Raw genomic sequence first — 26,381 nt, 5'->3', positions numbered from 1 at the left:
TGCATCGATGGACGCTGCCTTCCTCGGTGCCGGTTCCGGCAGGCCCCGGGTCACAGGTCGTCCGAACGGTCGCGGATCACAGGGATGCGCTGTCGGCGTGCGGGACACGGCGGGGGTGGATGAGACCGGTCTCGTACGCCACCGTCACGGCCTGTGCCCGGCTGCTGAGGTCGAGCTTGGCCATCATCCGGTTCAGATGCGTCTTCACCGTGGCGATGCTCACCGTGAGGCGGTCGGCCACCTCCCGATTGGAGAGTCCCTGGCCGACCAGACTGAGTACGTCTCGCTCCCGGTTGGTCAGCGAGGCCAGGACGGCGGGGTCGGTGCTGGCGGGTGACGGACGGCTGAGGTAGGTGTCGATGAGCCGCCGGGTGACGGTCGGCGCGAACAGCATGTCACCGTCCGCGATGGTCCGGATGGCGGTGAACAGCCTTTCCGGAGGCGTCTCCTTGAGCAGGAAGCCGCTCGCGCCCGCCCGCAGCGCGGCGTACACCAGCTCGTCGAGGTCGAACGTGGTGAGCATGACGATCTTCGGCTTGGGCTCGTCCGACGCGGTGAGGATCTGCTCGGTCGCGGCGACCCCGTCGAGTCCGGGAAGCCGGATGTCCATGAGGATCACGTCCGGCCGTCTCCCTGCGGCCAGTGCGACCGCCTCCTCGCCGGTCGCGGCTTCCCCGCACACGTCCAGATCGGGCGTCGCACGCAGCAGCGCCGAGAGCCCGCTGCGGACGAGTGCCTGGTCATCGACGACGAGCACACGTGTCATTCCCGTGGTCCCCCCGAACTCGGTGCACCTCATCTGTCTGCAGGCGGCTCCGCGGCCGGGTGGCCGTCCCGGCCCGCGCGGTACGGGGCGGGTAGCGTGAACGCCACCTCGAATCCCGCCGCCGGTCGGGGCCCTGCGCGGAAACTGCCGCCATAAAGCCTCACGCGTTCATACATGCCGATCAACCCATGCCCGGTTCCCGTGGAGCTTTGTCCGAATGCTGGCGGGCGTTGACCGATTCCCACGCCTGGGTCGGTGGCCGGGGCCTCCCGCTCACCGATGCCGCCTTCCCTTCGGCCCCCGTCGTCGGTCACCGTGACGGTCAGCGCCCCGGTGCCGTACACCAGTGATACCCGGACCCGGGCGGCCGGCCCGGCATGTTTGAGGGTGTTGGTCAGGGCCTCCTGGACGATCCGGTAGGCGCACAGATCGGCTCCCGGAGCCAGCTGCCGCGGCACACCCGTGACGTGGGTGTCGACGGTGAGCCCCGCGGCGACCATGCGTGCGGACAGTTCTCCCAGGCGGGCCAGGCCCGTGTCGGGGTCGGGCGGCGGTCCGGACACGGCGTCGGTACCGTCCGTCGTCACGCGCAGCACATGAAGCAGGCCGCGCATCTCCTCCAGCGCCTCGCGCGTGGTGCCCTCGATGGTGTGCAGTGCTTCGCGGGCCTTCGCGGCGTCCGTGTCGAAGACGTACCGGGCCAGTCCGCTCTGCACCGAGACCACCGACAGTTGGTGGGCGACCACGTCGTGCAGTTCCCGGGCGATGCGCACGCGTTCCTCGGTCACCGCGTGCCGGGCACGCGCTCCCTCCTCGGCCCGCAGCCGCGCGGTGAGGCGGTCCAGTTCGGCGTTCTGCTGCTCCAGACGGCGCAGGTTCCGGCCGAAACCCCAGGCGAGCAGGAGGACCACGAGGGTCTGCCCCAGGGCAACGGCCGCCGACACCGCATGGGAGGCCATCGTGTTGTGGAGCCATGCGCCCATGACGGGCAGGGCCGCCAAGGCGGTCTCCCGGGTGGGCCGTGCGGCGGCGATCGTGAAGAACGCCAGCATCGGCGACCACACGTTGACCGACGGCTGGTAGCCGAGAGCGGTGTAGACGGCGAGGCCGGCGCAGGTGCACCACAGCACCGGCCACGGGACCACCCGACGGACCGCCAACGGCAGATGGATGACGCAGGTCAGGACGACGGCACGCGTGTCGAAGGGGGGCCAGCCGGAGGGCGTGTACTGCTCGGCGAAGCCCAGTGTGACTCCCAGCATGCCCGCTGCGATCGCCGTGTCGAGACAGACCCTTTGACGTGGCGTCACCCCCAAGCGCATGCCCGAAGACTAGCCATGACGTCTTTGGCCGGCCGTCGGACCAGGGGTTGAACTCCGGCGGTGGATGGCTTGAGGGGCGTAAACCTGCGCGGTAGCCGGCGTACCGCCGGGGACTGACCCGCGAATTGCAACCACCGTGGGATTCGCTGGGGCAGCCGCTCTCGTAGCGTCGTCGACGCAAGCCGGTTCCAACACGGGGGACGGTGCGCCCAGGCCACGCAAGGCAGCGACGACAGCTGACTTCAGGGCCGGGCAGCCACCTCGGTCTGCATCCACGACGGAGGAATCATGTTCATACCGCGCCTCAGCACCCGCGCAGCGGTCCTGGTCGCGACGACGACCCTGCTCACGGGCTTGGGCGGCGCCGTCGCCGCGACAAGCGCTGCCGCCGCCGACGCCAGTGCTGCGGGGTCGTGCACGTTCGCCCATCCCAAGACGGTGAAGACGGCGAAGGTCGACTCGATCAACATCCAGCTCCGCTACAGCACCTCCACCCGCTGCGCATGGGGCCGCATCTACAACGCGGACCCCGGCGACAAGGTCTGGGTGGACCGCTCCTCGAACAACGGCCGCACCTGGGAAGGCCCGCTGAGCCTGACCACGGTGCGGAGCGGCTCGGACACGCATACCGCTTCACGCTACGACGGCGGATATGTGATGCGCGCCTGTGCGTGGAACGACTCCACGCACCACATCAAGTGCACCGGCTGGTACTGATCCCGCCGCGAGCACAGGGCCGGTCAGGCCCGTGAGCGTCAGGAGGCCGCCCGGAACACCCGGGCGGCCTCCGCGTGTTGGGCCCGCCGTCTGCTGGATCAGCACGGCGGAGTGTGCGCTTCCGCAACGTCGGACGCCTGGGGCCCGTGCCTTTCGTCGGCGCCTGGATTCATGGTCCCGGCCCGGCGGGTGCGGTCTACTGCGGCGGCGTGAAGAGGATCCTGCGACCGAAGCGCGCGCACATTCCGGCCCCTCTCCGGGGCCGCTACTGGGGCGGTCAGCGTGGTCGACAGCCCCCGAACAGCTCGACACCGCCGTACGGCCGCCCATTCCTGGCCGATCGCCGCCCCGCACGGACTGACGAGGGCCCCCTCGGCGTCGAGGCGGGGTGCCCGCCTGCCGGGAGACCACCTCGTGGCCGGCATGGCCCACGCCCGCACGGGTCCGACGCGGCCCACGCGCCGGCCCGCACCCGCAGAGAGGTGAGCACACCCGCAGAGAAGTGAGCCGACAGATGCAGCGCATCGCCTTCCTCCGGTCCGCGGACATCCAGCGCGCCGACCCCTACATCCACGGCATCGCCCCCGCCCTGGCGCAGCTCGGTGCCGAGGCCCGTCTCTTCCATACCCACGGCGACTGCAGTCCGGACCTCTTCCCGGGCACGAGTGAGCGGCTCGACCCCGCCGCGACACCGGACGAGTTCGTCGCGCGCGTGCGCGCCTGGGGCGCCGACGCCGCCGTGGCGATCTCCCTGCCGGACGAGAACGCCCTACGCGACGCCGTCGTCAAGACCAACTGGAAGCCCTCGGCATCCGCGCCGTCATGACTCCTTGGGGAGCAGGTCTTCGAACAATCCTCGGTGAGATGAACAAGCGCTTAGTAAGATGAGGTCTCCGGAGTCCGCGCGGTAGGAAGGGGCAGTTGTGCCGACGTCGCAAGCCGAGGCCTTCTACGAGCGGGAGTCCGGCAGCCGGTTCCTGCCCACCGCCTACACCCGGGGCCCCTGGGACGCCGACTCCCAGCACGCCGGCCCGCCGGCCGCCCTGCTCGCTCTGGCCGTCGAGCAACGGCCGGGCGGACGGCCGGACATGCGGGTCGCCCGGCTCACCTACGAGATCATGCGCCCGGTCCCGATACGGCCGCTGACCGTGGCCACACGCGTGCTGCGCGCCGGGCGCAGCGTCGAGCTCGTGGAGGCGGTGCTGACACCCGAAGGCGGCCAGGAAGTGATGCGGGCGACGGTGCTGCTGATGAAGACCGCGCCGGACTCGGTACCCCAGGTGTCGCCGGGCCCGCAGGTGCCCGGGCCCTCGACCGCGCCCTTGAAGGCGTTCTTCCCGGTTCCGTGGGATCAGGGCTACCACACCGCCATGGACGTACGCTTCGCGGCCGGTTCGTTCCTCGATCCCGGACCGGCCACCGCGTGGATGCGGATGAGGGTCCCCCTGGTCGCCGGGGAGGAGATCACGCCGCTCAGCCGGGTGCTGACGGCTGCCGACTCGGGCAATGGTGTCAGTGCCGAGCTGGACTTCCACCGCTACGTCTTCGTCAATGCCGACCTCACCGTCGGCCTGCACCGCCATCCCGAGGGCGAGTGGGTGTGCCTGGACGCCCGGACGATGGTGGACGGCGCCGGTATTGGTCTGGCCGAGTCCGCCCTGCACGACGAGAAGGGGCCGCTCGGCCGCAGTACCCAGAGCCTGTATGTGGCCGCGCGCGGCTGAGACGACGGGGGAGGTCCGGAGGCTGCTGGACGGGGGAGGGGGGTGACGCCTCCCACGAGAGCCATGTCACGTCCTACCGCGGATAGTAGCTCCAGACCGCCTCAAGCAGGAAAGAAAGCCGCTAGAACGGCTAATTTTGGACATTTCTCCGTAGTTGGGTAGTACGTCACATTCTTGCGCCGGTTTCCGCGCCCCGATAACCATGTCTGTCGTTGCCGGAGCCGCAGGACGCACCGGGCCTACCTACCCAGGCCTGGTCCGCTGTGCCCTGCAGCACGGGGCCTCGCCCCGACGCCCTACAGGCCGCGACCGACCCGGCCGGCGCCTCTACGACGTCCCCACAGGAGAGACCCCTTCATGACCGCGTTCACCACCCGCCGCCTTGCCCGCCTGCGTACCCTCGCCCTGACCGGCATCGCCACCACCGGCGCCGCGACCGTCGCGCTGACCCTGATGCCGGCGTCCGCGCAGGCCGCCGAAGCCCCGCAGACGAACGCCGCCCACACGATCGCGGCCCTCCCCAGCGCCGGCCACGCCGACTCCAAGGGCACCAGCGGCACCACAGGCAACCTCGACGGCTGGATCAAGCAGTCCCTGGCGATCATGAAGGCCAAGGGCATCCCCGGCAGCTACGAAGGCCTCAAGCGCAACATCATGCGTGAGTCCGGCGGCAACCCCAACGCCCAGAACAACTGGGACGTCAACGCGCGGCAGGGCACCCCGTCCAAGGGTCTGCTGCAGGTGATCGACCCCACCTTCAACGCGTACCACGTCGACGGCACGGCGCACAGCGCCACCGACCCGGTGGCGAACATCACCGCCGCGGCCAACTACGCCGCGCACCGCTACGGCTCCATCGACAACGTCAACTCCGCGTACTGACCCCGCACCCCGTGCGGGAAGCCGCACCGCGGCGCCCGTGGGCTGGGCGCCGCGGCCCTCGTCTCACGGCAGGAAGGTCACCTCGGGGAAGGCCCGGGTCGGGCCGTCGAGCAGGTGGCCGTGGCGACCGCGTAGATGCAGGTCGAAGAAGGCGAGCGGGTACGCCTGCTGGATGCGTACCGCCCGGGCCGGGTCGAGCGTGCCGGTCCAGGCGCGCAGCTGCTCGTCGCTCATCCCCACCGCCTTCGCCAGCTGCGGAATCAGCACCTGGTTGTCGCCGTAGGACGAGTGGACGGCACCCTCGGCCCGGATGTCGAGCCGCCATCCCCGCAGGTGCGTCCAGAACTCGGCGACGCTCGGCTCCGCGGCCCGGGTGAACTGGGCGGTCATCATCATGAACGGCCGGTCCAGGTCACCGGTGACGGCGGGCAGCATCGGACCGTCGAGGCTCAGCCCGGCCCGCACGCGGGCATCGTCGAGCATGACGCGGGCGGTCGCCGTCCCGCCCTTCGACCAGCCGAACATGCCGATGCGGCGCGGATCGATCGCGCAGGCCAGGCCCTGCGGCAGCGACCGGCCGCCGGCATCGGGATTGCGCCCGGCGGCGAGGTCCTCGACGCAGTCGAGGACGAACCGGATGTCGGCCGCGAAGTCCGCCGGCCCCATTGCGACCTCCCGGTCCGGGGCGAGGACCCGTCCGTCGGGGAACTCGGTGAAGGCGTCGTAGGTGTGGGCCACTGTCACCACCGCGTAGCCGTGGCTGGCGAGTTCCTGCACCATGACGGTGTGGTCCCCCCGGTGGCTGTGCGCGCCGTGCGAGTACACGACGACGGGCAGCAGCTCCCGGCCGCCGCGCCGCACCGGGGCACCCTGGTGACCGGCGGTCAGCGGCACTTGTGCGGCGTCGGCGGGGAAGTCCGCGGACGTGAGCAGCGCTCGCAGGTTGGCAGGGGACATCCACGGTGCCGGCGGATACCGCTCGGCGTCCCGGGCGGGGTACCAGACGCTCGCCATCAGCTCCCGATGGCGCCCCGGTCCCGCCACGGGGTCCGGGCGGGCGGCGTCGACGAGGTGCAGCGCCACCGTGCCCACCGGGTACGGCCCGGTCGGCGCGGGCAGGGCGAGCTGCGCGGGGGTCGACGTACCCGAGGCCGCCCGGGCCGGCCCGGCGAGGCCGAACGGCACGGCCGCGCCGACCGCCAGCGCGGCTCCCAGAAGGCGACGGCGGGTCAAGGTGTCTCGACTGGTGAACGGTGTGGTGGTCACGGCCTCTCCCTGGGTCTCCTGGACGGAACCGGGCTCAACTGCCTGACCGTCAGCTGTGCCCGCGGTCGCGCATCGGTGTGCTGTGCCGAGATCCGTGCGCATGTGCGGAACGCTGTCATCCGCCACGGCCGTGCCGCGTCCGCCCACCGGATGCAATCCACCGTCTCCTCAGCCCACGGGTGTACCTCCGCAGGCTGACGGCCCCCCGGTTCCCGGTGGTTCAAGGCAGGCGGTGTAGTTTCGAGGCCCCAGCTCGCCATCGAGAGGAACCCGCCGTGAGCGTCGAACGTATTGGTCCGCCCCTTTTCGGTACGGAGCGCGAGACGCTGCGGGCGTTCCTGGAGTTCCACCGGGCGACCCTGGCGATGAAGTGCGAGGGCCTGACGGAGGAGCAGCTCAAGGAGCGGTCGAGCCCACCGTCGACCCTCTCCCTGCTTGCTCTGGTCCGCCACATGGCCGAGGTCGAACGCGCCTGGTTCCGCCGGGTGTTCGACGACAACGCCGCCCCGATGGTCTGGTCGGAGAAGGAGTTCGACTTCCAGGCCGCGTACGACACCACGGACGCGAGCGCCGAGGAGGCGTTCGCGGCATGGGAGGCCGAAGTCGAGCACTCGCGCCGCATCGAGCGCGAGGCCGAGTCCCTGGACCTCGCCGGGCACCAGCCGCGCTGGGGTGAGGACGTGTCCCTGCGGATGGTGATGCTCCACATGATCCTGGAGTACGGCCGCCACAACGGCCATGCCGACTTCCTCCGCGAGGGAGTGGACGGCACGGTCGGCGCCTGACGACGCGCGCGTCACGGCGGACGTCGCTCCGCACCTTCGTGACCGCCGTCGTCACCGCGTCGAAGGACGGCAGAGTCGTGTAGCCGGCCACGGCCTCATGAGCCACCCGTGTTCGGCGGCGGCACCTGGGCACCGCTGCCGTCCGGCTTGTCGATGCAGTCGATGAACGTGACGATGCCGGGCCGGACCGTGCCGTCGGTCGCCAGGAACGTGCTCGCCGGATGGTTACGGAGCAGGCACGTGTCATAGCGGACGACGGAGGGGAGTGCCGTGTGTGAGTCGGTCGTGCGGTACTGGTGACGACCCATCAACTGACAGGAGTCGTAACGGATCAGCGGTCCCCGCGGCCCTACCGTGTAGCGATGCGTTCGCACGTCGGCGGAGAAGTCCTTGCCGGCGGTGGCGGTGTCGTCGCAGTCGTTGAAGTGGACCGTTCCGCTGTTCCACACGCAGTCGATGATCACCACGTTCCGGTTGCGCACCTCGAAGCGGATGTCCTCGGCGTGGAAGCGCTGTACGGCGTCGTAGTGCTGTGCCACAGGGAACCGGAACAACGTGCTGGTGCTGCCGTATTCGTGGGTGGCCGCGGGGCGTTGGCCCGTGACGACGTAGGAGCCGCCGCGGCAGGTGATCGAGCCGCCGTAGGGGAACTCCAGGAAGTTGCCCCACTCGTACTCGACCCTCATGTCCGTGAACCAGTAGTTCAGGAACTGGTCCTGGTCGTTGCGGTTGGTCTGTCCGCGCCGTGAGAGACCCGAGTAGAGAAAGGCCCGGCGATAGCTGCCGCCGATCTCGCACGCCAGCCAGCGCATTTCGGAGTTGTTGTTCGTGCCGTCCAGCGCGAGGCCGTACTCCCACTCTCCCGTCCACTTGCACTCCGAGAAGCGGTAGTCCTGTGCCTGCCCCGTCGAGTAGGAGCTGAAGAAGGAGGCGCCCGGGGTGGTCGAGCGGAACTGCATGCGCTCGAAGGACAGGTTGAACCAGCAGTCCTCATTGCGGCACAAGAAGGAGCCGGGGCCTGTCTTGGGGCGGAAGACGAGGCTGGTCATGCGTTTGCCCGCCCCGCAGAAACGCAGTCCGTTCGCGGGCCGCGGGGGCGCGACGCCATTCATCAGCGCATGTGGCCGGCTGATGAGGAAGTCGCCGGCCGGAATCTCGATCACCATGCGTCCGACACCGTCCCTGACCCGGGCGGCGGCGACAGCATAGGCGAGCTCGAAGGCCCCGGTGTCGTCGGTCCGCCCGTCTCCCACAGCCCCCAGGTCCGCCACGTTGATGGTCGGCGGCCGTTCAGAAGCGGTACTGCCGCACACCGAAATGGCCATTCCCGAAACCCCTAATATCACCTCAACAGTGCACAATCCGAACGTATCAAAAGGCGGAGTGTGATTCATGGTGGCCAGGGCTGCGTCGCCGCCGGGGTCACCGGGGTGGCTGCACGGCAGGTCCCCGTTCGGACGTATTGCATTGGTGACGTTTCTGGTGGCGCCTTAACCTCGGGCCATGGCGATATCTTCGCGTCCGCGGCGTTCGGCCAAGCCGATACGGCAGTCCGGACGCACGCTGGTCGTCGTGCTGATGGCCGTGCTGACATGTCTGCTCAGCGCCCCCGCCGGAGCCGGCAGCGCCTCTGCCGACGCCACCAGGTCGAGCTTGCGGCTGTTCGTCATGGGCGACAGCATCGCCGGCGGCAGTGACGAGGGCGGCTACGGATCGCACGGCTGGCCCGCGCTGGTGGCAGCCCGGTTGGGACTGACGCTCACTCTCGACGGTGAGGGCGGCACGGGCTACACCACTGCCGGCCCGCAGCCGGGCCGACGGGCCTACCCGCAACGGGTTGACGACGCTGTCGCGGCGGCGCCCGACGTGGTGATCGTCGAAGGGTCCCGCAACGACCTGGATCCGACACGAAGCAAGGCAGCCGCGGTCGACACCCTGCGCCGGCTGCGGGCAGGCCTGCCGCACGCGCGCATCCTGGTCATCGGGCCCATCTACTCCGACCCGCAGCCGGTCGCCTCGCGACCGGTCGACGATGCCGTCGCGGCTGCGGCGGCCGAAGTGCCCCTGCCGTATGTGTCCGCGGTGCGGCGTGCGTGGTTCACCGGCTCCGCCCACCAGTTCATCGGCAGTGACGGCGTCCATCCCACAGACGCGGGACACGTCTACCTGGCCGACCAGATCAGCCCCGAAGTGTCCCGGCTGTTGGGTTACTAGTGCCCGTGCCGGTGTGCGGTCGGCCGATCGAATCGAGCAGCCGCCGTTCTTCCGGCGTGAGCCGGAGTGCGCCGGCTGCCACGTTGTCGACGAGGTGTTCCGGGTTGCCCGTGCCGGGGATGGCCAGCACATGGGAGCCTTGCTGCAGGGTCCAGGCCAGACGGACCTGCGCGGGTGAGACGCCGTGTGCGCGGGCCACGGCGCGGACCTGGTCGTGCTCGGCCCGGACGGCTCCGGCCTCGCGTCCCTGCCCGGCGATGGAGAAGAAGGGCACGAACGCGATGCCCTGCGCGGCGCATGCGCGCAGCATCGCGTGTCCGCCGGGGGTGTCGATGCCGTAGCGGTTCTGGACGCAGACCACCGGTGCGATCTCCTGCGCCTCGGCCAGGTGCTCCGGGCGGGCGCCGGCGATACCGAGGTGGCGGACGAGTCCGGCGTGGCGCAGTTCGGCGAGAGCTCCGAAGTGTTCGGTGATGGACTCCTGGTCCATGATGCGCAGATTGACCACGTCGAGGTGGTCACGGCCCAGTTGGCGGAGGTTCTCCTCGACCTGGCCGCGCAGTTGGTCGGGTCGCGCCGGCGTGATCCACTCGCCGTCGGCATCCCTCGCCGGGCCGACCTTGGTGACGATGACGAGATCGTCCGGATAGGGCGCCAGCGCCGAGTTGATCAGTTCGTTGGCCGAACGCATCCGGGAGAAGTAGAAGGCCGCGGTGTCGATGTGGTTGATGCCGAGGCTGACTGCGCGTCGGAGGACGTCGATCGCCTGGCTGCGGTCGCGGGGGGTGCCCTCGTGGAAGGCGGCGCTACCGGTCAGGCGCATGGCGCCGAAACCGATCCGGTTGACCTCCGAGTCACCGAGCACCCAGGTGCCGGCGGCTGCTGCAGAGACCATGTGTGACGTCAACTTTTCCTCAGCTCCATCCGAGTCGGCCCTCGTCCGCGAACGGTTCGAGGCGCGGCGATCCTGGAGTATGCGCAGATGGCGAGCGTGACCGTAAGGCGCGAAGGGCTGGGGGAATGTCACAACACGACCGGGAACTCGTGGGCGCCCGTTCCGAGTTGTTACCGGTGAAGCTTCCGTGCCTGGCGGTGATCAGTGGTCGGGCAGCAACGTCGTGCGGTTCTCAGATGGCGTCACGGATGGCCCGTTCGAAGCGCTCGACGTGGCTGCGGGCGAGCTGTGCCGCCCTGTCGGAGTCACCGGTGACGATCGCCTCGATCAGCGGTCCGTGCTCCTCGACATGTCCGGCCATGTCGGACAGCCGGTCGACGAACAGACACCAGATGCGGGTGGCCAGGTTGTCGTGGCGGACGAGGGTGTCTTCCAGGTAGGGGTTGTGCGTGGCGGCGTAGATGGCGCGATGGACCTGGAGGTCCAGGTGCATGAGTGCGGCGGCGTCGCGCCCCCGGGAATCCGCGCTCGCCAGCTCCCGCCGTAGAGCGGTCAGGTTCGCGCGGTCCGTGGGTGTGGCGCGCCGCGCTGCCTGCGCGGCGGCCAGGGGCTCCAGCTCCTGACGCACCTCGGAGATGTGGGCCAGGTCGGTGATGTTGACATCGGTGGCGAAGGTGCCGCGCCGGGGGTAGGCCGTGATGAGCCGCTCGTACTGGAGCCGCTTGAGCGCCTCGCGCACCGGCGTCCGGCCGACGCCGAGGGACTGGCCCAGCTGCTCCTCGTTGATCGGCGCGCCCGGGCGGATCTCCAGCATGACGAGCCGGTCACGGATGGCGCGGTAGGCGCGCTCGGCGAGGGACAGTTCCTCGTCCTCCGGTGCCCCGCTCCTGGGGTCGGTCGCCGCCTGCTGCATGGATGCCCCCTTGACCTGTCCGGCGAGCTCCCATACCTTACCGGAGGCGCTGATATATCAGTTGCTCATTAGCTGGCTTCCAGGATGGTGCACAGATGGCAGCGAACCCGTCGCCCGCAACGCTCACCTCCCCGCTCTCCCTCCCGCTCAGCGAACTCGACCCGGACGTCGCCGCCGCCGTCGACGCCGAGCTGCGCCGCCAGCAGTCCACCCTTGAAATGATCGCCTCCGAGAACTTCGCCCCGGCCGCCGTGATGGAGGCCCAGGGCTCGGTGCTGACCAACAAGTACGCCGAGGGCTACCCGGGCCGCCGCTACTACGGAGGCTGCGAACACGTCGATGCCATCGAGGAACTGGCCATCGCCCGGGTCAAGGAACTGTTCGGCGCCGAGGCCGCGAACGTACAGCCGCACTCGGGCGCCCAGGCCAACGCGGCAGCGATGTTCGCGCTGCTCCAGCCCGGCGACACGATCCTCGGCCTCGACCTGGCGCACGGCGGCCACCTGACCCACGGCATGCGCCTCAACTACTCCGGCAAGCTGTACGACGTCGTGCCCTACCACGTGCGCGAGTCGGACCTGCGCATCGACATGGACGAGGTGGAGCAGCTCGCGCTCGCGCACCGGCCCAAGATGATCGTCGCCGGCTGGTCGGCCCACCCCCGGCAGCTGGACTTCGCCGCGTTCCGGCGGATCGCCGACGCGGTGGGCGCGTACCTGCTGGTGGACATGGCGCACTTCGCCGGCCTGGTGGCCGCGGGCCTGCACCCGAGTCCGGTGCCGTACGCCGACGTCGTCACGACCACCACGCACAAGACCCTCGGCGGCCCGCGCGGCGGTGTGATCCTCAGCCGTGCCGACCTGGCCAAGAAGATCAACTCCGCGGTCTTCCCGGGCCAGCAGGGCGGCCCGCTGGAGCACGTCATCGCGGCGAAGGCAGTGGCCTTCAAGGTGGCGGCGGGGGCGGAGTTCAAGGAGCGGCAGCAGCGCACTCTGGGCGGCGCCCGCATCCTCGCCGGACGGCTGCTGGCCGACGATGTGGCCGAGGCCGGGATCACGGTGCTGACCGGAGGCACCGAAGTCCACCTCGTCCTCGTCGACCTGCGCAACTCCGCGCTCGACGGCCGGCAGGCCGAGGACCGGCTGCACCGCATCGGTATCACCGTCAACCGCAACGCTGTGCCCTTCGACCCCCGTCCGCCGATGGTGTCGTCAGGACTGAGGATCGGTACGCCGGCCCTGGCCACCCGCGGCTTCGGCGAGACGGAGTTCCGGGAGGTCGCCGACATCATCGCCGAGGCCCTGAAGGGCGAACAGTCCGACGACGAACTGCGCGCCCGGGTCGGGAAGCTCGCCGCCGCCTTCCCGCTCTACCCCCACCTGAACGGAGACCCGGCATGACCGCCGAGCAGCTTCCGGAGCACCCGGACTTCCTCTGGCGCAACCCCGAGCCGCGCTCCTCGTACGACGTCGTCATCGTCGGCGCCGGCGGCCACGGCCTGGCCACCGCGTACTACCTCGCCAAGAACCACGGCATCACCGACGTCGCCGTACTGGAGAAGGGCTGGCTGGCCGGCGGCAACATGGCCCGCAACACCACCATCATCCGCTCCAACTACCTCTGGGACGAGAGCGCGGCGATCTACGAGCACGCACTCAAGCTGTGGGAGAGACTCCCGGAAGAGCTGGACTACGACTTCCTGTTCAGCCAGCGCGGCGTCCTCAACCTCGCGCACACCCTTCAGGACGTCCGCGAAGGGGTGCGCCGGGTGGGCGCCAACCGCCTCAACGGAGTCGACGCCGAGTGGCTGGAGCCGGACGAGGTCGCCGAGATCTGCCCCATCCTCAACGTCTCGCCCCGCACCCGGTACCCGGTCCTCGGCGGAACCTTCCAGCCGCGGGCCGGCATCGCCAAGCACGACCACGTCGCCTGGGCGCTGGCCCGCCGGGCCGACGAGCTGGGCGTGGACCTGATCCAGGGCTGCGAGGTCACCGGCTTCGTCAAGGACGGCAACCGGGTCGTCGGCGTCGACACCCCCCGCGGCCGCATCCTCGCCGGCCGGGTCGGCCTCGCGGCGGCCGGGCACAGCAGCGTGCTGGCCGAGCGCGCCGGCTTCCGCCTTCCGGTGCAGTCCCATCCGCTGCAGGCGCTGGTCTCCGAGCTGCACGAGCCGGTCCATCCGACGGTGGTCATGTCGAACCACGTCCATGTCTATGTGTCCCAGGCGCACAAGGGCGAGCTGGTGATGGGCGCGGGCGTCGACTCGTACAACGGCTACGGGCAGCGCGGTTCCTTCCACGTGATCGAACAGCAGATGGCCGCCGCCGTAGAGCTGTTCCCGGTCTTCGCGCGGGCGCATGTGCTGCGCACCTGGGGCGGCATCGTCGACGTCACCCCGGACGCCTCCCCGATCATCGGCACCACTCCCGTCGAGAACCTGTATGTCAACTGCGGCTGGGGCACCGGCGGATTCAAGGCCACCCCGGCCGCCGGCTGGACCTTCGCGCACACCATCGCCACGGGCGAACCGCACCCGCTGAACGCACCCTTCGCCCTGGACCGTTTCGCGACGGGCGCCCTGATCGACGAACACGGCGCGGCAGCCGTGGCCCACTGAGGAGGACAGCGTGTTGCTGATCAGCTGCCCGTGGTGCGGTCCCCGTGACGAGACCGAGTACCACTACGGTGGACAGGCCCATGTCGCCCACCCCGGCAACCCCGCGGACCTCACCGACGAGCAGTGGGCCGAGTACGTCTTCTACCGCGACAACCCCAAGGGCCCCTTCGCGGAGCGATGGGTGCACAGCACCGGTTGCCGCCGCTGGTTCAACGTCCTGCGCGACACCGCAAGCCACGAGGTGCTCGCCGTCTACCGGCTCGACGAGCCCCGCCCGGAACTGCCCCAGGCCGGAGGAACCCGATGACCGACCAGCGATACAGGCTCCGGCAGGGCGGCCGCATCGATCGCGGCACGTTGCTGCACTTCACCGTCGACGGGCGGGAGCTGACCGGCCACCCCGGAGACACCGTCGCCTCGGCCATGCTGGCGAACGGCATCATCGAAGTCGCCCCGTCGCTCTACCGTGGCCGCCCGCGCGGCATCGTCGCCGGGGGCGTCGAGGAGCCCAACGCCCTGCTGCAGCTCGCCGGCCCGTGCTCGGAGGGCATGCTGCCGGCGACGACCGTGGAGCTGTACGACGGCCTGTCCGCCACCACCCTGTCCGGCATGGGCCGGCTCGACCCCGCCCCCGACCCCGCCGTCTACGACAAGAAGTACGTCCACACCGACGTCCTGGTCGTCGGCGCCGGACCGGCCGGGCTCTCGGCCGCCGCCGAGGCCGCCGGCTCCGGCGCCCGGGTGATCCTCGTCGACGACCAGCCCGAGGCCGGCGGTTCGCTGCTCTCCGGCACCCGGGCCGACCTCGAACGGGTCGCCGAGCTCCGCGCGCTGCTCGACGCCGCTCCCGAGGCCGTCGTACTGCAACGCACCACGGCCTTCGGGTCGTACGACGACAACTACGTGCTGGCTCTCCAGCGCCGCACCGACCACCTCGGAGCCGCTGCCCCCGAGGGCGTCTCGCGCCAGCGCCTGTGGCACATCCGCGCCCGCCAAGTCGTCCTGGCGACCGGCGCGCACGAGCGTCCCCTGGTCTTCGCCGGCAACGACCGCCCCGGAGTGATGCTCGCCGCGGCCGTACGTTCCTACCTCAACCGGTACGCCGTCGCGCCCGGTTCGCGTGCCGTGGTCGGCACGACCAACGACAGCGCCTACGACACCGTCGCGGACCTCCACGCAGCCGGCATCGACATCGCCGCCGTCGTGGACGCGCGCCCCGAGCTGTCCCGCCGTGCCGCCGAGTCCGCCATGGCGGCGGGGGTGCGGGTGCTGACGGGCAGCGCGGTGGTCGGCACCGCGGGCGACGGCCGGCTCACCGGCGTGACCGTGCAGGCGCTCGACGCCGACGGGCAACTCACCGGCGCCCCCGAGTCGTTCGACTGCGACCTGCTCGCCGTCTCCGGCGGGTGGAGTCCGGTGGTGCACCTGCACAGCCAGCGTCAGGGCCGGCTGCGCTGGGACGAGGACCTGGTCGCCTTCGTCCCCGACGGCACCGTACGCAACCAACACGTCGTCGGTGCGGCCCGCGGGACGTACGACCTCGAAGGCTGCCTCGCCGAAGGGGCGCGGGCCGGTGCCCGGGCCGCGACGGACGCAGGGTTCCCGGTTGCCGTACCGTCGCCCGGCGACGCGCGGACCGGAGCCGGGCGGATGCGCGCGCTGTGGCTGGTACCCGCTCCGGAAGGTGAACCCGGCACGTGGGACAGCCACTTCGTCGACCTGCAGCGCGACGTCACCGTCGCCGACGTCTGGCGTTCCACCGGCGCCGGTATGCGCGGCGTCGAGCACGTCAAGCGCTACACCTCGCTCGGCACCGCCAACGACCAGGGCAAGACGTCCGGCGTCAACGCGATCGGTGTGATCGCCGAGGCACTCGGTGGGGGCGCGTCACCCGGGGAGATCGGCACCACGGCCTACCGGGCGCCGTACACGCCGGTCGCGTTCGCCGCCCTGGCCGGGCGTGAGCGCGGCGAGCTGTTCGATCCGGAGCGCACGACGTCCCTCCACAGCTGGCATGCCGCGCACGGCGCGGAGTTCGAGGACGTCGGGCAGTGGAAGCGCCCCCGGTACTACCCCCGGCCCGGTGAGGACATGGACACGGCCGTGGCCCGCGAGTGCCGCGCCGCCCGTGAGGGCGTGGCGTTCATGGACGCCTCGACCCTCGGCAAGATCGAGATCTGGGGAGCGGACGCGGGCGAGTTCCTCAACCGCATCTACACCAACGCCTTCAAGAAGCTCAAGCCCGGCACGGCCCGCTACGGCGTGATGTGCAAGACCGACGGCATGATCTTCGACGACGGCGTGACGCTGCGCCTCGACGACAACCGCTACTTCATGACCACCACGACCGGCGGCGCCGCAGCGGTCCTGGACTGGCTGGAGGAGTGGCTGCAGACCGAGTGGCCGGAACTCGACGTCCACTGCACCTCGGTGACCGAGCAGTGGGCGACGATCGCCGTCGTAGGCCCGCGGTCCCGCCAGGTCGTGGCTCACCTCGCACCGGACGTCGACCTGTCCGCCGAGGCGTTCCCGTTCATGGCCTTCCGCGAGACCACCCTGGCCTCCGGCATCCCGGCCCGCATCTGCCGGATCTCCTTCTCCGGCGAACTCGCCTACGAGATCAACGTCTGTGCGTGGTACGGCCTCGCCGTCTGGAAGCAGGTCTACGAGGCCGGGCAGCCGTACGGCATCACCCCGTACGGCACCGAGACCATGCATGTCCTGCGGGCCGAGAAGGGCTACATCATCGTCGGCCAGGACACCGACGGCACCGTCACCCCGCAGGACGCCGGCATGTCCTGGGTGGTCTCCCGGCAGAAGGACTTCATCGGCAAGCGGTCCCACTCCCGCGCCGACACCTCCCGCACCGACCGCAAGCACCTGGTCGGCCTGCTGCCGAGCGACCGCACGACCCGGCTGCCCGAGGGCACCCAGCTCGTGGCGCCGGACGTGCCCGTCACCCCCGAGGCCGGGCCGGTGCCGATGCTCGGCCATGTCACCTCCAGCTACCACAGCCAGGCCCTCGGCCGCCCCTTCGCCCTCGCCCTCGTCGCCGACGGTCGGGCAAGGATCGGCGAGACCCTGCTCGCCCCGGTGGGGGAGACCCTCGTGCCCGTCGAGGTGACCGACTCCGTCCTCTACGACCCCGAAGGGACCAGGCGAGATGGCTGAGCCGACGATCGACGCACGGGTGAGCCCGCTGGCGCACCTGGCGGAGCGGATGCGCGCCGCCGCCGTCACCGGCGCCCGCGGCGTCACGCTGACCGAGTGGCCGTTCGTCACCATGGTGAACCTGCGCGTCGACCCCGCCTCCGAAGCGGCCGACCGCATCGAGAAGACCCTGGGCACGCCGCTCCCGCGCCAGTGCGGCCACACCACCGCATCCGGCCCCCACACGGTCGCCTGGCTCGGCCCCGACGAATGGCTCGTGCTGTCCCAGGCCGAAGCGACCGCTGTGGCCGCCGAGTTGCGCGCGGCACTCGCCGACGCCCCGGGCTCGGTCGTGGACGTCTCCGCCAACCGCACCACGCTGGAACTGAGCGGTCCCGCCGCCCGGCAGGTGCTGGAGAAGGGCTGCCCGCTCGACCTGCATCCCCGGGCCTTCGGACCCGGACAGGCGGTGTCGACCACGGTGGGCCCCGTCGCGGTACTGCTCTGGCAGGTCGACGACCGGCCGACGTACCGGCTGTTCCCGCGCTCCTCGTTCGCCGACCATCTGGCGCGCTGGCTCATCGACGCGATGAGCGAGTACCGCGGCCCGGAGGTGCCCTGATGCGGTGAGCGCCCCGCCTGTTCTTCCCCGGGCCGGCGGACCGCACGGAGAGGCCCGGCAGTCCGGTTGCGGGCCGTTCGTTGAGGCGTAGCCTGGACGTGATCGGCCCTGCCCGATTCTGGAGGTAGGCGATGTTTCTCCGATTCCTGCGGCGTCGTAAGCCGCAGCGGCTGGTCCTTCTCGGCAACGGCCGTCTGATCCGGGGCTTCAGCGGCGGACTCTACGACGGCCACGGATATCAGTCCTGACACCGTCCGTGGCGGAACTCTGGAGGATGAGCGGTGGCAGAGGACACCGATGCCCTGGAAGCCATGACAAGGATCCTGTCACCGCATTGCCGTGTCACCCGGATGTCCGACGGAGCACTCGTCGCCGACTGGAAACGGACGCGTTTTCTCGGGATGTCGGCGGAGGACGTCCAGAAGTTCACCGAGGGAAGCCCCGAGGAACGCGCCGAGCTCCTCTCCGCCCTCGTCCGGGCCGGATGCGCGACGGGCGGCCGGAACAAGCGCGCGGACGCCTGCGCCGGGCTCTGGCTGCGCGCAGTGCACCTGCTGATCCGGACCGTGGGATTCGGACGTGTCCTGCGGCTGCTGTCCTTGGCCGCCCCGGGTTACGCCCGCGCCGACCTCCCCTCCGCGGAGGAGGCCCGACGGCTGAAACGAGCGGTGCAGACACACAGCCGCAGCAGCTGGTTCGTCAACGGCGACTGCAAGTCCGAGGCCGTGACGGCCTTCGTCCTGCTGCGGCGGCGCGGTCTGAAGGCCGTACTCCACGTCGGTGTACGCGAACACCCCTTCGCCCTCCATGCCTGGACCGCAACGGCCGGCCTGTGCATCCCCGACGCCGATCCGCGCGGGCACGCCTTCACCCCGGTGCTCTCGATCGACTGCGGGGCACAGTGACATGGATGCGCTCCGCCTCACATGGGCCGGTGGCGCACCGAGGCTCCGGACCGCCGACGTCATGGCGCGTCAGGGACTCGTCACGACGGTCTCCTCCCCGGCCGGCACCGCTGCCGTCGTGGGCTGGGTCGGCTCGGCCCGCGACCGGACGGCGGGCGCACACGGCCTCCTCGACGCCTTCGGCCGGCAGGGAGCCTGCCCACCGCTGCCGGACGGCGACTACGCGGCGGTTCTGGTGTGCCCCGACCGGATCCTGCTGATGCGCGACGAACAGGCACGCGTTCCCCTGTTCTTCAGGGCCTCCCGTGACCGCGTCAATGCCGTGAGCACCTCCGCCGGCAGTCTCGGCAGCGCCACAGAGCTGGAACCCCGCTACTTCTGCCGCTACCTCACCGGCAACATGGCCCAACCGCACACGGACCTCACCCCTTTCACCGGGGTACACCGCGTCCTCGGCGGGGAGGTGCTGGAGCTCTCCCGCACCGGGCAGCTGCGCAGTCGTACGCGGCGCCCCCTCCATCGCGCCACCGACCCGCTCGCGCCGACGACTGACGGGCCCCACCTCGCCGGGGCCGCCAAGGAGCTGCGCCTGGCGCTCGAGACCGCCGTCCTACGCCGTATGGGCACGACGACGGCGTGCCATGTCTCGGGCGGCACCGACTCGACCAGCGTCGCGCTGCTCGCCGCACGTCTGCTGGCCGAGGGGCGGGGCGGCCCCGGGGACCTCGTCCTGCTCGCCGGGCGTTTCTCCCACGGGGAACTGGCTGCGGAGCAGCCGTACCTCGACATTGCGATGGAGGAGATCCGGCGGCACACACCCGCAGCCCGCCCGGTCGTCGTCGATGCCGACGACGTGGCCGATTTCGACGACTTCCCGCACCACGCGGGAGACGCGGACGAGCCTCATGCGCACGCCTTCCGCGCCCCGTTCTGGAGCAGACTCCACTCCGCGGCCGCGGAACAGGGCTGTGACACCCTCCTGACCGGCTGCGGAGCCGATCCCCTCGCGGACGCCAACCCGTTCCACCTGCACAGACTCGCCCGCACGGGCCGGCTACGGCAGATGACCCGGCAGGCACGTGCCTGGGCCGCGGAGAGCGAGCGGGGTCTGCGGGACGTCGTGTACGCCCATGTGGTCCAGCCGGCTCTTCCCCTCATGACCGAACGGTTCACCGCACTGGTCCGCAGCGGAACGGTTCTCGGCGGCCTCGGCACCTTCAACCGCCCCCGATGGCTGCGGCCCGGATTCGCGCGCGCTCACGGCTACCGGGAGGCGGTCCTCGCGGAGAGCCGCTTCGTGTTCGGGCGCAGACCGGAACAGTCGCTGTACGACGCCGCCAACTACGTCGCCGCTCCCGACCCGCTGTCATGGCACCGCGCGCGGCAGGACGGGTTCTTCCTCTCACACCCCTTCCTCGACCCGGCGGTCGTCGCCACGATGCGCCGCCTCCCCCTCGCAGTCACTTTCCGGCCGGGCCCTCCGAAGGCGGTGCTCCGCGAGGCCATGGCGGACCTGCTCCCTGCCCCGATCCGCGACAGGGCGGTCAAGGTGCCCTTCAACGACCTCTATGCCCGCGGCCTGCGGAGGCACGGGGACGAACTCATCGCCTTGTGCCGCTCCGCCCGGCATCCGCTGATCGCGGAGATGTTCGACGTCGACCTGCTGTGCCGGGCGGTGCGGGAGGCACAGCTCGGCATCGGGGACTCGTACTCCTGGGACCGTATGAACAGCTCGCTCGCCCTGGTGGCCTGGCTGGAGCGACTGGACCGGCGCGTCGGCGCGCACGGCGTGGCGCTGCCCGTCAGCGCTGGCTCTTGATGTCCCACAGGTTCCGCACGTGAGGGCCCGTGATGAGGTCGACGAGGCCGTACCGGCTCGTCACCTCGCGTTGTTCCGTAGGGGGCGGGACATGTCCCTCCTCGCCCTTGCGCGCGATGGACGTCACCACCGTCGCGCCGTGCGTGCCGAACCTCCAGTACACGGTGACGAAACGCGGATCCCTCGTGTACTCGTCGATCGCATTGTTCTCGTGCACCCTGGCACGGTAGACGAGGAAGTCGAAGTCCTTTCCCTGTTGTTTCCTCACCCATTCGGGGACCTGATTCCCGCCCCAGGATTTCGCCAGGAACTGGAGCGGTGGCTCCAGCACGAGCCGGTCCTTGCGGGCGAGGCTCGCGGTGGCATAGAACGTCACCTGGTCGTACTTCGTGTCGAGGGGCAGTTGTACCACCAGCTGCGTGGCGAAGCTGTCGCTCGACTCGATCCACTGTCCATAGGGCATCCACGGTTGCGCCGCCAGCAAATCGCCGGGCTGGTGGATCTCCCTGCGGGAGAGCGGGTTCACCTCCGAGGGTTTGGTCCACTGGTCGGCATCGGCTCGCCACTGCTGGCGGAGCCGGTCCGTGGGGCTGAGCGTCACCTGTTGGGCCATCACATGGAATTCGGAGCCGAGCACATAGAAGCTCCTCTCGCCGCGGTTCTGGAGGGTGATGTTCACCGGTACGGCGAACGCCTTGCGGTCCGTGCTCAGCTCTGCCTTCCCCACGGACAACGTGATGATGGGCCTGGTTTCCCGCTCGTACGGCTGATAGAGGCTCTGGTAGCCGAAGTTGGCGACCGCGATGAGCGAGGGGACGATCACCGCGACGGCCACCCGCTTGGGCGCGGGGACCATGACCGACGTCCGCCACACGGCGAAGACGGCCCAGGTCGAACCCGCCGTGAGCGCGCCGAACAGCACCTTGTAGACCGTGGAATCGCCGTCCTTCCACGTCTCGGCCAAGAGCATGGCGTTGGTCAGCAGGGCCGTGAACGTGCCGATCAGCGCGACCAGGCCGGAGTAGGGGAAACAGTGCTGGATCCAGTGGTCCAGGGCGGCGACGGCGCCCACCAGCGTGGTGAACGAGACCGCGAGAAGAACGGCACCGGTGACCCGGCCGGGGAAAGTCAGAGCATGGAGGAAGTTTTCCCGGCCGAACCGAGCCTGCAGCACCGTCGTCGTGAGAAGGACCAGCACGATCACTGCCAGAGACACCCGAGACCGCCAGCTCCGCAGCGAGGGCCGTACCACTCTCGGGCGCAAGCCGGACTGAGGTCTGGGCGGAGTCCGCACCCGATCACCTCCTGAGCCCGTCGGTCGTGCCCCGCACGTGTGCAGCGCGGCCGCAGGAGATCTGCTGCCGCGCCGAGGGTCCGAGCACCATCGTCCGCGGTGATCCACCGGGCCGCCATCCGGAGCCCCCGGACGTGGGACCGCCGCCGGGGGCGTCGGCCCCGAGACCGAGCAGGTCACCAGCCTCGGTTGTCGCGGGCACGCCCTTGTCCTGACAGGCCTGTCGAGAGCTCCGCCGAAGGGCTATTGACAGGCGGAGAGGACGGATTCCGCGACCGAGGTGCGGGCATACAGCACCGAGCGGCCGGCTCGGTGGGCGCTGACGAAGCCTGCCTTGCGCAGTGCCGTCAGGTTCTGAGAGACCCCGGCCATGGAGATCCCGGTGCGGTGGGCCAGTTCGGTGGTGGTGGCCGGCGTCTCCAGTTCGGTGAGCAGCACGGTCCGCGTGCGGCCGAGGACGGCGGAGACCGCGGCGGTCCCGGTGGCCGGACGGCGTTCCCACAGCGTGCCGACGCCGCGCGCCCGGTAGGCGAGCTGCGGTGGGTCCGGTGGTGCCACCCGCGTGGACAGGCCCGATCCCTTGAAGGCGGAGGGAATGAGCAGGAGACCTGCGCCCGCGGTGTCCCGGGACATGGTCCGCTTGCGGCGGACCAGGCGCAGTACGTTGTCGTCCCAGCTCACCAGCGGGTGCAGGTCGTTGATGAGGTGGCCGGCGCCCAGCTCGGCCGCCTGCCGGGCGCGGTGGAGGACGTCGGCGTCGAGCACGGTGCGCAGCCGCGCCCAGTACGGCGCGAGCGCCAGCTCCCAATAGGTCTCGATCTCCTCCACGACCCGCACCAGACGGGCTTGCGGGTCGGCATACAGGGATCGCAGCCGGGTGCCCATGCCGCCTCGATGGCGCCCGAGATGGTCGAGGTCCCGCCGGACGCGGTCGGCGGGCGTGGCCAAGATCGTGGTCAGCTCCTCCGCCAGCGAGGGGGCCGGGCCGGGGGGTGCCGGATTGAGGAAGTCCGGGACGTAGCCCGAGGCCGGGACCAACTCGGCGAGCCACCCTCTGCCCAGCCCGGAAGCCGCCACCCGTGGCCGTACCTGCTCCAGCCAGCGTCGGTGCACGGGATCTGCGGCACCGGAGCTCAGCAGCCGGAAGCTGGCTCCGACCTCCCACATCGGTGAGACGGCGAACCGCATCTGCGCCAGATCGCTCGCCGAGAACGCCAGCTCCGCCACGACAACCCCCGGGATTCAGCCATACCTGAATCGATGGTGGCCACCCTAGCGGGCCGAGATCATTCCGGCATGAACTCACAGACGATCACCGCCGCGGCATCGGGCACCTGGAAGCTGGGAGACCTGACGGTCAACCGGCTCGGCTTCGGAGCCATGCGCCTGCCGCAGACCGGCGAAGCTCTCGTCGCCGACGCCGTTCCGCGCGACCGTGACCAGGCGATCAGCGTGCTGCGCCGCGCGGTCGAGCTCGGGGTGAACCACATCGACACCGCCGCGTTCTACTTCTCTGCGCTGCGCTCCGCGAACGAGCTGATCAACCGGGCCCTGGCGCCGTATCCGGAAGACCTCGTGATCACCACCAAGGTCGGGCAGCCGCGTGACCCGTCCGGTGCCTGGCTGCCCCATGCCACGCCCGAGCAGTTGCGCGGGCTGGTCGAGGAGAACCTGCGCCAACTCGGCCGGGACCACCTGGACGTGGTCAACCTGCGTATCGTGGGGACCGATTCGATCGCCGAACGGTTCGGCGCGCTGGCCGAGCTGCGCGAGGCCGGGCTGATCCGCCACCTCGGACTCTCCAACGTCACTTCCGCACACCTCGCCGAGGCCCGGACCATCGCCCCGGTGGTGTGCGTGCAGAACATGTACGGCCTCGGAGTGCGGCCCGACCAGGACGCGTTCGTCCACTCCTGCGGTGAGCAGGGTGTCGCGTTCGTGCCGTTCTATGCGATTGCCGCTTCCGGACGCCAAGCCGGGGCAGGCGACGGCGATCACCCGGAGATCCTGGCCGTCGCCCAGGCTCACGGAGTCGGTCCCGCGCAGGTCCGGATCGCCTGGACACTGCACCGCGGCCCGCACGTGCTGGCCATCCCCGGCACCGGCAACCCTGACCACCTGGCATCCAACGTCGCCGCCGGCGCCCTACGACTCACCGAAGCCGACCTCACCCTCCTCGACTCCCTGCACAGCCAGAAACTCTGAGACGGGGCTGGGAATCCTGGCCTCCTCGGCCGAGGAGCCGCCGCTGCCCGGATGTTTCACCTCACGGGTTTTTCGAGGAGCGTGAACGACTTGGTGGCGCCGCCCGGCTGAGGCTTGTCTTCTGTGTGGCCGACGACCTGGTAGCCGGCGTCACGGTAGTAAGCGGTCAGACGATCGTTGCCTTTCAGGCAGTCGAGGCGGGTCAGGGTACGGCCCACCTCGGCCACCCGCTGCTCGGCGGCTCGCAGAAGCAGCCGTCCCGTCCCCGGCAGGGCGGCGGCACGGTCCACCATCAGGCGATGCACATAGCCGGCCGTCGGAGGCTGCGGGCCCCATGCGTCCGGATCCTCCCACCACAGTTCCCAGGCCCCGACCGTACGGCCGTCGGCTTCTGCGACCCAGACCTCGCCGTCCTTCATGATCCGGCGGAAGTGGTCTTCGCCCAGTTCCCCGGGCTGCCACTGGCCGGTCGTACCACGGGAGTTCATCCATCGGGCAGCATCGTCGCGCAGCCGTACGAGGGTGGAGAGGTCGGCGCCGGAAGCCGGGCGGAAACGTAGGTCATTCACCCGCCGATCCTCGCACGGCCGGTGCAGCTTCTTACGGGTGGCCCTGCGGTTGCCCGGGCTGCCGGGCGGGGGCCGTCCTGGGTAGCGGGCTCAGGGGCAGGATGTCACGAGCACGGTTCGGGCGGTGCCGAACCACTGGGGCCCTAGCGTCGGGGACATGACGCACACGATGCATGAGATCGGCCGGTACGAGGACGTGCGGGCGGCGCTTGCCGATCCGGCGCTCGTGCCGGAGCTGCCGGCTGCGGACGACGGTCCGGTGGGGGCGAGTGTCGCCTGGCTGCGTGCCACCGTGGCCCGGTTCGGTTCCGGGGAGCCGCACCGGCGGCGACGGGCTCTGGTGGAGGACGAACTGGCCCGGCTGGAGCCCGCCTCTCTGTGGCAGACGGCGGCGACAGCGCCCGCCGGGGAGACCAGGGTGCGGGTGGTGCGTACCCTCGCCGAAGCTCTGGGGATGCCGGAGGCCGGGGCAGTGGCCGAGGCGGTGACCGTGGTGGCCAGGGCCTACTTCGGGGGTACGGACGCGGCCGCGGACGAGGCGGTGGGCTGGCTGGTGGCGCGACTGGCGCCACAGGGCGCGGACGAGCCCGCTCTGGAGTCCGTCGCCAACCGCATCGGGTTGCTGGTGCAGGCATGTGAGGCGACGGCGGCGCTGGTGCAGGCCGCGGCCGACGGTGACGTTCCGCCGGCCCGGGTGCTTCGGGAGGTTCCGCCGGTACGGACCATGCGCCGCGTTGCCGCCAGGGCCACCCGGGTCGCCGGCCGTGACATCGCCGCGGGCGATGTGGTGCTCCTGGATCTCGTGAGCGCCCAGCGTGCGCACCCCGTGCCCCTCACCTTCGGCGCGCCGCCGCGGGTCTGCCCCGGCCGGGCCCACGCCCTCGCCCTGGCCGGGGGCCTGCTCCAGCGCCGGCTGACCGACTTCGCCCGCCTGCACCACCGGACAGCCCCGCTGCTGGTGCCCAATGCCTGGGACTATGCCTCCGCCGCCGCCCTGGCGGCGCAGGGCTTCCAGGCGATCGGTACCACCAGCCTCGGCGTGGCCGCGGCCGCCGGACTGCCGGACGGGGCGGCCGCCACCGCCGACGCGACCCTGGCCCTGGCCCGGCGACTCGGACGCGGTTCCTTCCTGTTCACTGTCGACGCCGAAGGAGGCTTCAGCGACAGCCCGGACGACGTGGCCGAGCTGGCCCGAAGGCTGCACGACGCAGGAGCTGCGGGCATCAACCTCGAAGACGGCCGCCCGGACGGCACGCTTGCCCCCGTGGACATGCAGGCCGCGAAGATCGCCGCCGTCAAGGCCGCTGTGCCAGAGCTGTTCGTGAACGCTCGCACCGACACCCACTGGCTCGGGCGCCAGGAGGAAGAGACCGCCCTCCGCCTCGCCCGCTACGAACAGGCCGGTGCGGACGGCGTGTTCGTGCCGGGGCTGTCGGACCGAGACGGAATCGCCGCCCTCACGGCGACCCTCACCGTCCCGCTGAACATCCTCTACACACCGACCGGACCCACCCTCGCCGAGCTGGCAGCGCTGGGCGTACGCCGGGTCAGCCTCGGCTCGCTGCTCTACCGCAGAGCCCTGGCGGCGGCCGTGAACACCGCCACCGCCATCCGCGACGGCCGGCCGGCGGATCTCGGGACACCCACCTACGGGGAAGTACAGGCGTTGAGCGGCTGATGAGAAGGCGCAGAGGTTCACGTGACGCACCTGGCCGA

General features: G+C 70.7%; 24 protein-coding genes. 15 read left to right on the top strand and 9 right to left on the bottom strand.

Annotation, left to right across the window (positions count from 1 at the left end):
- Positions 1-76 precede the first annotated feature (76 nt).
- Positions 77-766, bottom strand: coding sequence for a response regulator transcription factor (locus ACIGXP_RS17755; RefSeq protein WP_363219839.1), 690 nt, complete (start codon positions 764-766; stop codon positions 77-79).
- A gap of 29 nt (positions 767-795) precedes the next feature.
- Complete coding sequence (locus ACIGXP_RS17750) at positions 796-2,028, bottom strand: sensor histidine kinase (RefSeq protein ID WP_399769239.1); 1,233 nt, start codon at positions 2,026-2,028, stop codon at positions 796-798.
- A 348-nt stretch (positions 2,029-2,376) separates the two neighbouring features.
- Between ACIGXP_RS17750 and ACIGXP_RS17745 the strand changes: the two genes are divergently transcribed.
- From ACIGXP_RS17745 to ACIGXP_RS17730, 4 genes are all read left to right on the top strand, one after another.
- Entirely contained in the window at positions 2,377-2,805 is a 429-nt protein-coding gene (locus ACIGXP_RS17745; RefSeq protein WP_399769237.1) for a DUF2690 domain-containing protein, read from the top strand.
- 514 nt (positions 2,806-3,319) lie between these two features.
- Positions 3,320-3,631 carry a hypothetical protein gene (locus ACIGXP_RS17740; protein ID WP_399769235.1) on the top strand — a complete coding sequence of 104 codons (312 nt, stop codon included), beginning with the start codon at positions 3,320-3,322 and terminating at the stop codon, positions 3,629-3,631.
- A 97-nt stretch (positions 3,632-3,728) separates the two neighbouring features.
- Positions 3,729-4,529: a thioesterase family protein gene (locus ACIGXP_RS17735; protein WP_399769233.1), complete on the top strand. Its 801-nt coding sequence runs from the start codon at positions 3,729-3,731 to the stop codon at positions 4,527-4,529.
- Positions 4,530-4,886: 357 nt separating this feature from the next.
- Entirely contained in the window at positions 4,887-5,411 is a 525-nt protein-coding gene (locus ACIGXP_RS17730) for a transglycosylase SLT domain-containing protein (RefSeq protein ID WP_399769231.1), read from the top strand.
- Positions 5,412-5,474: 63 nt separating this feature from the next.
- Here ACIGXP_RS17730 and ACIGXP_RS17725 read toward each other — a convergent pair whose 3' ends face one another.
- Positions 5,475-6,677, bottom strand: coding sequence for an alpha/beta hydrolase family protein (locus tag ACIGXP_RS17725; RefSeq protein ID WP_399769229.1), 1,203 nt, complete (start codon positions 6,675-6,677; stop codon positions 5,475-5,477).
- A gap of 275 nt (positions 6,678-6,952) precedes the next feature.
- Here ACIGXP_RS17725 and ACIGXP_RS17720 point away from each other — a divergent pair, with 275 nt between their 5' ends.
- On the top strand, positions 6,953-7,462 hold the full coding sequence (locus ACIGXP_RS17720; RefSeq protein WP_363220602.1) for a DinB family protein: 510 nt from the start codon (positions 6,953-6,955) through the stop codon (positions 7,460-7,462).
- A gap of 95 nt (positions 7,463-7,557) precedes the next feature.
- Here ACIGXP_RS17720 and ACIGXP_RS17715 read toward each other — a convergent pair whose 3' ends face one another.
- The gene (locus tag ACIGXP_RS17715) at positions 7,558-8,856 is read right to left on the bottom strand and encodes a glycosyl hydrolase family 28-related protein (RefSeq protein WP_399769227.1); all 1,299 of its coding nucleotides are present in this window, start codon (positions 8,854-8,856) and stop codon (positions 7,558-7,560) included.
- A gap of 109 nt (positions 8,857-8,965) precedes the next feature.
- Here ACIGXP_RS17715 and ACIGXP_RS17710 point away from each other — a divergent pair, with 109 nt between their 5' ends.
- Complete coding sequence (locus ACIGXP_RS17710; RefSeq protein ID WP_399769225.1) at positions 8,966-9,676, top strand: SGNH/GDSL hydrolase family protein; 711 nt, start codon at positions 8,966-8,968, stop codon at positions 9,674-9,676.
- Here ACIGXP_RS17710 and ACIGXP_RS17705 read toward each other — a convergent pair.
- Both ACIGXP_RS17705 and ACIGXP_RS17700 read right to left on the bottom strand, forming a co-directional pair.
- Entirely contained in the window at positions 9,642-10,571 is a 930-nt protein-coding gene (locus tag ACIGXP_RS17705) for an oxidoreductase (protein ID WP_399769223.1), read from the bottom strand. The genes ACIGXP_RS17710 and ACIGXP_RS17705 overlap by 35 nt on opposite strands.
- 232 nt (positions 10,572-10,803) lie before the next feature.
- Entirely contained in the window at positions 10,804-11,484 is a 681-nt protein-coding gene (locus ACIGXP_RS17700) for a GntR family transcriptional regulator (RefSeq protein ID WP_363220606.1), read from the bottom strand.
- Positions 11,485-11,579: 95 nt separating this feature from the next.
- Between ACIGXP_RS17700 and glyA the strand changes: the two genes are divergently transcribed.
- From glyA to ACIGXP_RS17665, 7 genes are all read left to right on the top strand, one after another.
- Positions 11,580-12,884: a serine hydroxymethyltransferase gene (gene glyA, locus ACIGXP_RS17695; protein ID WP_399769220.1), complete on the top strand. Its 1,305-nt coding sequence runs from the start codon at positions 11,580-11,582 to the stop codon at positions 12,882-12,884.
- Entirely contained in the window at positions 12,881-14,101 is a 1,221-nt protein-coding gene (locus ACIGXP_RS17690) for a sarcosine oxidase subunit beta family protein (protein ID WP_399769218.1), read from the top strand. The genes glyA and ACIGXP_RS17690 overlap by 4 nt, the downstream gene beginning before the upstream one ends.
- 10 nt (positions 14,102-14,111) lie before the next feature.
- Positions 14,112-14,408, top strand: a complete 297-nt coding sequence (locus ACIGXP_RS17685) for a sarcosine oxidase subunit delta (RefSeq protein WP_363218623.1) — start codon at positions 14,112-14,114, stop codon at positions 14,406-14,408.
- Complete coding sequence (locus ACIGXP_RS17680; RefSeq protein ID WP_399769216.1) at positions 14,405-17,272, top strand: sarcosine oxidase subunit alpha family protein; 2,868 nt, start codon at positions 14,405-14,407, stop codon at positions 17,270-17,272. The genes ACIGXP_RS17685 and ACIGXP_RS17680 overlap by 4 nt, the downstream gene beginning before the upstream one ends.
- Positions 17,265-17,873, top strand: coding sequence for a sarcosine oxidase subunit gamma (locus ACIGXP_RS17675; RefSeq protein ID WP_399769215.1), 609 nt, complete (start codon positions 17,265-17,267; stop codon positions 17,871-17,873). The genes ACIGXP_RS17680 and ACIGXP_RS17675 overlap by 8 nt, the downstream gene beginning before the upstream one ends.
- 281 nt (positions 17,874-18,154) lie before the next feature.
- The gene (locus ACIGXP_RS17670; protein ID WP_363218620.1) at positions 18,155-18,778 is read left to right on the top strand and encodes a lasso peptide biosynthesis B2 protein; all 624 of its coding nucleotides are present in this window, start codon (positions 18,155-18,157) and stop codon (positions 18,776-18,778) included.
- A gap of 61 nt (positions 18,779-18,839) precedes the next feature.
- Positions 18,840-20,597, top strand: a complete 1,758-nt coding sequence (locus ACIGXP_RS17665; RefSeq protein WP_399769212.1) for an asparagine synthase-related protein — start codon at positions 18,840-18,842, stop codon at positions 20,595-20,597.
- Here the strand turns inward: ACIGXP_RS17665 and ACIGXP_RS17660 are convergent.
- Together ACIGXP_RS17660 and ACIGXP_RS17655 are read right to left on the bottom strand one after the other, a co-directional pair.
- On the bottom strand, positions 20,581-21,813 hold the full coding sequence (locus ACIGXP_RS17660) for a hypothetical protein (RefSeq protein ID WP_399769210.1): 1,233 nt from the start codon (positions 21,811-21,813) through the stop codon (positions 20,581-20,583). The two genes, ACIGXP_RS17665 and ACIGXP_RS17660, sit on opposite strands and share 17 nt — an antisense overlap.
- Before the next feature lie 321 nt (positions 21,814-22,134).
- Positions 22,135-23,109: a helix-turn-helix domain-containing protein gene (locus ACIGXP_RS17655; protein ID WP_399769846.1), complete on the bottom strand. Its 975-nt coding sequence runs from the start codon at positions 23,107-23,109 to the stop codon at positions 22,135-22,137.
- A 78-nt stretch (positions 23,110-23,187) separates the two neighbouring features.
- Between ACIGXP_RS17655 and ACIGXP_RS17650 the strand changes: the two genes are divergently transcribed.
- Positions 23,188-24,096 (top strand): oxidoreductase, encoded by a 909-nt coding sequence (locus ACIGXP_RS17650; protein WP_399769208.1) that lies wholly within the window; start codon positions 23,188-23,190, stop codon positions 24,094-24,096.
- A 56-nt stretch (positions 24,097-24,152) separates the two neighbouring features.
- Here the strand turns inward: ACIGXP_RS17650 and ACIGXP_RS17645 are convergent, their stop codons facing one another.
- Positions 24,153-24,665: a GNAT family N-acetyltransferase gene (locus ACIGXP_RS17645; protein WP_399769206.1), complete on the bottom strand. Its 513-nt coding sequence runs from the start codon at positions 24,663-24,665 to the stop codon at positions 24,153-24,155.
- Positions 24,666-24,822: 157 nt separating this feature from the next.
- On the opposite strand from ACIGXP_RS17645, the gene ACIGXP_RS17640 reads away from it, so the two are divergent.
- Positions 24,823-26,343 (top strand): isocitrate lyase/phosphoenolpyruvate mutase family protein, encoded by a 1,521-nt coding sequence (locus ACIGXP_RS17640; RefSeq protein WP_399769204.1) that lies wholly within the window; start codon positions 24,823-24,825, stop codon positions 26,341-26,343.
- Positions 26,344-26,381: the final 38 nt, after the last annotated feature.

It is taken from the genome of Streptomyces sp. NPDC053069, from assembly GCF_044546895.1.
In the GTDB taxonomy this organism is placed as follows: domain Bacteria; phylum Actinomycetota; class Actinomycetes; order Streptomycetales; family Streptomycetaceae; genus Streptomyces.
This window is presented reverse-complemented; position numbering and strand designations above follow the sequence as displayed.